We start from the raw sequence: 5,081 nt of genomic DNA, 5'->3' as shown, positions 1-5,081 counted from the left end.
CCAAATATACTGTTCAAAAAAAATACATAGTTTTGGAAAAAAAATGAACAAACTTTATTATTCTTGTGAAGCATAATATGAAGTGGAACGTTAAAAAATGCTTAATTAAACGAGGATAGGTGCAACATTATATTGTAGAAGGGTAGGTGTAAACCGTTGTGGTAAAAATACGCAGCGGGTAGAAATGGAAAATGAATCAAGAATTTTAATTGTAGACGATGAGGATCGTATTCGTCGTTTATTAAAGATGTATTTAGAAAGAGAGCAATACACAATTGAAGAAGCGGATAATGGTGATACAGCTTTAGAAATGGCGTTACAAAATGATTATGATTTAATCCTATTGGATATTATGATGCCTGGTAAAGATGGTATCGAAGTGTGTAAAGGGATTCGTGAGAAGAAAGCGACGCCAATTATTATGCTGACAGCAAAAGGTGAGGAAGTAAATAGGGTACAAGGGTTTGAAGTTGGAACTGATGATTATATTGTAAAACCGTTTAGCCCGCGTGAAGTAGTACTTCGTGTGAAAGCGGTATTACGCCGCGCTGTACCAACGACATTCTTTACACAAGATACAACGACGAAAGATGTTACTGTGTTCCCTCATTTAACAATTGATAATGATGCGCACCGTGTTACAGCGGATGGCAATGAAGTAAACTTAACACCGAAAGAATATGAATTACTATTATTCTTAGCGAAAGCTCCGGATAAAGTTTTTGACCGTGAGCAATTGTTAAAAGAAGTATGGCAATATGAGTTCTTCGGAGATTTACGTACAGTTGATACGCATGTAAAGCGTTTACGTGAAAAGTTAAGTAAACAATCACCAGATGCAGCGAAGATGATTGTTACCGTTTGGGGCGTTGGTTACAAGTTTGAGGTTGTGAACGACTGATGCTTTGGAGAAGTGTAGTAGGGAAGTTATGGATGACCATATTACTTCTCGTTTCGTTTGTTCTTGGATTTGTTGCTATTTTACTTTCACAGTTTTTTAGAACGTATTATGTTGATATGAGTGAAGCTAGGCTTCAGAAAGTTGCAACAAGTGTCACGGAATTAATTGAAGAAGGTGCCGATGTAAAAACGATTGAGGATATTGCTTACAAATTTTCTGATCCACTTTCAAGGATTATCATTGTAGAAGATGGTAAGGAAATTTCTTCTTCGCCGAAACAAGAAGGATTAGTTACTCTTACAATAGATGATTTGAAAAATGATAAAGAATTAGCAGCTGTTTTTACAGATAAAAAGGATATTAAGAATAATATTAGAAAAGCTTCTAATAGTAGGAAGAATAAGAACACTGAAAATGATATTATGATCGTCGGGAAACCAGTACAGTCAAAAAATCAAAGTGCGGTGTTTGTATATGAATCATTGCAAGTTCCAATACAAGGTATGGAGAGAACGACTGATTTTATTTTCTTATCAGCCGGGATTGCGATTATTTTAACAACTTTCTTTGCATTTTTCTTATCTACTCGAATTACGGCACCGCTTCGTAAAATGCGTGAGGTTGCATTTGAGGTAGCGCGCGGGAAATTTGATACGAAAGCCCCTATGGTGTCGCAGGACGAAATTGGTGAGCTTGCAACTGCTTTAAATCAAATGGGGAAACAGTTGAAGTTTAATATGAATGCCCTACAGCAAGAAAAAGAGCAGTTAGCTAGCATTTTGAGTAGTATGGCAGATGGTGTTATTACGTTAAATCAAGAAGGTGAAGTCGTTGTTATCAACCCACCGGCAGAGCATTTCTTACAAGTTTGGCAAGAAGAAAAAGAAGTGGAGTTAAGTAAAAAACTGCCTTCTGAACTTGTTGAACTATTCCATCTCGTTGTAGAAAGTGAGCAACAACAAGTTGTTGAAATTAATTTGCAAAAAGGTAACTACGTAGTTCTTATGACACCGCTTTACAATCAAACAAAAATTCGCGGAGCTGTAGCAGTATTGCGAGATATGACGGAGGAGCGTCGTCTTGAGAAAATGCGTCAAGACTTTATTGCAAATGTATCACATGAACTTCGTACACCGATGGTAATGCTTCAAGGATATAGTGAAGCAATTTTAGATGATATTGTGCAAACGAAAGAAGAAATTAATGAGTTTGTTCAAATTATTTATGATGAATCTGTTCGTTTAGGTAAACTTGTAAATGAGCTATTAGATTTAGCTCGTATGGAAAGTGGGCATGTAGAGTTACATATAGGTGAAGTAGATATTCACCCATTTGTCGAAAAAATTGGCCGTAAATTCCAAGGGATTGCAAAGGATAAAGAAGTCCAATTAACAGTGGATTTCCAAAGTCCAATTGAACGATATCCGTTTGATGCAGACCGTATGGAACAGGTATTGACGAATTTAATTGATAATGCAATCCGCCATACAAATGCAGGTGGCCATGTTACACTTGTAATTAATACGAAAAATAGTGGCCTTACTTTCGAAGTGCAAGATTCAGGTGCTGGTATTCCAGAAGAAGATATTCCGTTCTTATTCGATCGATTCTATAAAGCTGATAAAGCGAGAACGCGCGGGAAAAAAGTTGGTACAGGACTTGGGCTTGCGATTGCTAAAAATATTGTTCAAGGTCATGACGGGAAGATTTCTGTATCAAGTGTCGTTGGAGAAGGAACTATATTCTCTGTACATTTACCAAATCGTATAATTTAGATATATATGTTTTTTTAGGTAATCATGAATAAAAGCTCTACTGTTTTTTATTTTTTTGTAAGTGCAATTAAATAAAGAATGGTAGAGTTTTTTTCTTTAATAATCAGAATGAAAATAAAAAGAGAGGTGCCATAATGAAATGAAACTTTATACAAAAACAGGTGATAAAGGGGAAACGAGTGTCATAGGTGGCCGAGTGGATAAAGATCATATACGTGTAGAAGCTTATGGCACAATTGATGAGGCGAATTCTCATATCGGATATGCCATGTCTAAATTGCAAGAGGAATGTTTTCGTAATATTTATAACGAACTTGAAAATATTCAACATGAACTATTTGATTGTGGAGGGGATTTAGCAATAGTAGAGAAGAAAATCCCTTATAAAGTAACGATAGAGATGGTCGAGTATTTAGAGAGACGAATTGATTCGTATACAGAAGAAGCGCCGCCGTTAGAGCGTTTTATTTTACCAGGCGGTAGCGAGGTATCGGCTGCACTACACATTGCACGTACAGTTATAAGAAGAGCAGAACGTTGTATAGTGTCCTTGCAAAAAGAAGGAGAAACCAATGAAATTGTTCTAAAGTATGTAAATAGGTTATCTGATTATTTATTTGCGCTTGCTAGAGTAATAAATGCACGTTTACAAGTGAAAGATGTGGAATATAACCGCAGTGCACTTGTTTTTCGTAATAAAGAAGAGAAGGAAGTGGAGTAATTCACTTTCTTTTTTTGTATACTTTTTTCTGTAATATCCCACAATAGAGAAGGTATGACGGTTATTAGAAAACGGAGGATGTATATGAAAGCGTTAAAATGTGGCGTGGTGATATTGAGTATATTATTTTTATCTCAATTACATGTTTACGCTGAAGAGAATCAGTGGATATGGCCTGTTGATGGGCAGATAAGTGATTATTTTGGGACAAGACATGGGAAACACTATGGTATTGATATAGCTGCGCCTATTGGAACGCCTGTTGCAGCTATTCAAAATGGTAAGGTGACAAAGTCTTATTTTTCAAGTAGTTATGGAAATGTTGTGTTTATTAAACATGGAGAATATGAGGCTGTTTATGCGCATTTAAATAAGAGATATGTAGTTCAAGGGGATACCATTTCAAAAGGAAAGTTAATTGGAGAGGTAGGGAATACAGGAGAATCGCGAGGAGCGCATTTACATTTAGAAGTGCATCAAGGGAGATGGACGATGGAGAAAAGGACTGCGATGAATCCATTGCTTGTTTTAAATGAACAAAAAAATCAAGTCGTGTCATCATCACTATATGTTGTACAAAAAGGTGATACTTTAGTTGGCATTGCTCGGAAATTTAGTATGACAGTTGAGGAAATTAAAGTGAGGAATGGATTGCGACAAGAGCAAATCTATCCGAATCAACAACTATACGTTAAGTAAAGGAAACATCCCCAAAGCATAACTTTTGAATAGATTTTATTTGCTTTTTAGTTAAGATTGCGATAGTAAATGAAATTATATCGACTTAATAACAAAATGCGACAATAAGAGCAACCTATTCTTAACGAAAAACCGTCCCAAAAGATCTTTTGGGACGGCTTCTTTTACCAAAAAATAAAGACACATATAAATCCAGAAATAGCTAAGTAGCTATATAAGTAAAAGACTTTTGTTCTTGTTTTTTCTTTTGTCCGAAATAGTACGATAGTTGGTTCGATTAGACCAATTGTAAGACAAAGTAAACCAAGAAGCATAAAGCCAATTGAAAGAGAATACAGGGCGATTTGTGGTGCTTGAAATGGAATCATCCATTTTAATAAAAATGCAATAAGTGCAGTGTAACAAATGCTACCGATGTATTTATTCAATGGTGTATCAGAACGGAAACCAGGAAGTTTCTTGGAAAACGGACGGGAAACAACTTCCGTTTGTAAAGATGTATGTTCTTCAATTATTTTTTGAGCTTCTTTTCCTTTTTGGAAAAGGGATAAAATCCAATTTCGCTCACCTTGGAAAATAAATTGAGAAGTTGTTAAATAGTGATCAACTTTTACCTTATTCCAACTCTTCCATGGATGACGCTCACACAATTTTAATTTACTTTCTGTTTTTTTATCATACTGATAAATACTTATGCCATCTTGGTCAAAAGTAGCGTAGTATGTCTCTCTTGAGAATGTGCCTAGATCAATTGGACAGTAGAAAAGTAATTCTTTTTTCAAATAAAAGTATTCTTTTCTTAAGTTCTTTTTCATTGCTTCTCGAATAGAGTGTCTTTTATCTTTCTTCATGACATTTCCTCCATAACTCAGAAAATGTTCTTATCTTAACAATTCAACATCTTATCACTTTTGACGACATATGACTAGGGGATTCATAAGAGAAATACCGAATTATAAAAAATATGGGTTGTATTGTAAAATAT

General features: G+C 35.2%; 5 protein-coding genes. 4 read left to right on the top strand and 1 reads right to left on the bottom strand.

Features of this window, described 5'->3' with window-relative positions; translation table 11 throughout:
• Positions 1-184: 184 nt before the first annotated feature.
• The 4 genes from resD to AB3X48_RS17570 all read left to right on the top strand — a co-directional run bounded on the left by resD (position 185) and on the right by AB3X48_RS17570 (position 4,096).
• Positions 185-901 (top strand): DNA-binding response regulator ResD, encoded by a 717-nt coding sequence (gene resD, locus AB3X48_RS17585; protein WP_002158614.1) that lies wholly within the window; start codon positions 185-187, stop codon positions 899-901.
• Positions 901-2,676 carry a sensor histidine kinase ResE gene (resE, locus tag AB3X48_RS17580; protein ID WP_088098870.1) on the top strand — a complete coding sequence of 592 codons (1,776 nt, stop codon included), beginning with the start codon at positions 901-903 and terminating at the stop codon, positions 2,674-2,676. Before resD ends, resE begins: the two co-directional genes overlap by 1 nt.
• Positions 2,677-2,815: 139 nt before the next feature.
• Positions 2,816-3,397 carry a cob(I)yrinic acid a,c-diamide adenosyltransferase gene (locus AB3X48_RS17575; protein WP_002149412.1) on the top strand — a complete coding sequence of 194 codons (582 nt, stop codon included), beginning with the start codon at positions 2,816-2,818 and terminating at the stop codon, positions 3,395-3,397.
• 84 nt (positions 3,398-3,481) lie between these two features.
• A complete protein-coding gene (locus AB3X48_RS17570; protein WP_016104315.1) occupies positions 3,482-4,096 on the top strand; it encodes a peptidoglycan DD-metalloendopeptidase family protein in 615 nt (204 codons plus the stop codon).
• Between the two features lie 164 nt (positions 4,097-4,260).
• Here the strand turns inward: AB3X48_RS17570 and AB3X48_RS17565 are convergent, their stop codons facing one another.
• On the bottom strand, positions 4,261-4,947 hold the full coding sequence (locus AB3X48_RS17565) for a hypothetical protein (protein WP_002149409.1): 687 nt from the start codon (positions 4,945-4,947) through the stop codon (positions 4,261-4,263).
• Between the last annotated feature and the right edge of the window lie 134 nt (positions 4,948-5,081).

Origin of the sequence: Bacillus sp. S4 (assembly GCF_040838205.1) — a bacterium.
Lineage (GTDB): Bacteria > Bacillota > Bacilli > Bacillales > Bacillaceae_G > Bacillus_A > Bacillus_A cereus_U.
Note: the sequence above shows the minus strand (reverse complement) of the source record. Positions and strands in the feature narration are given on the sequence as shown.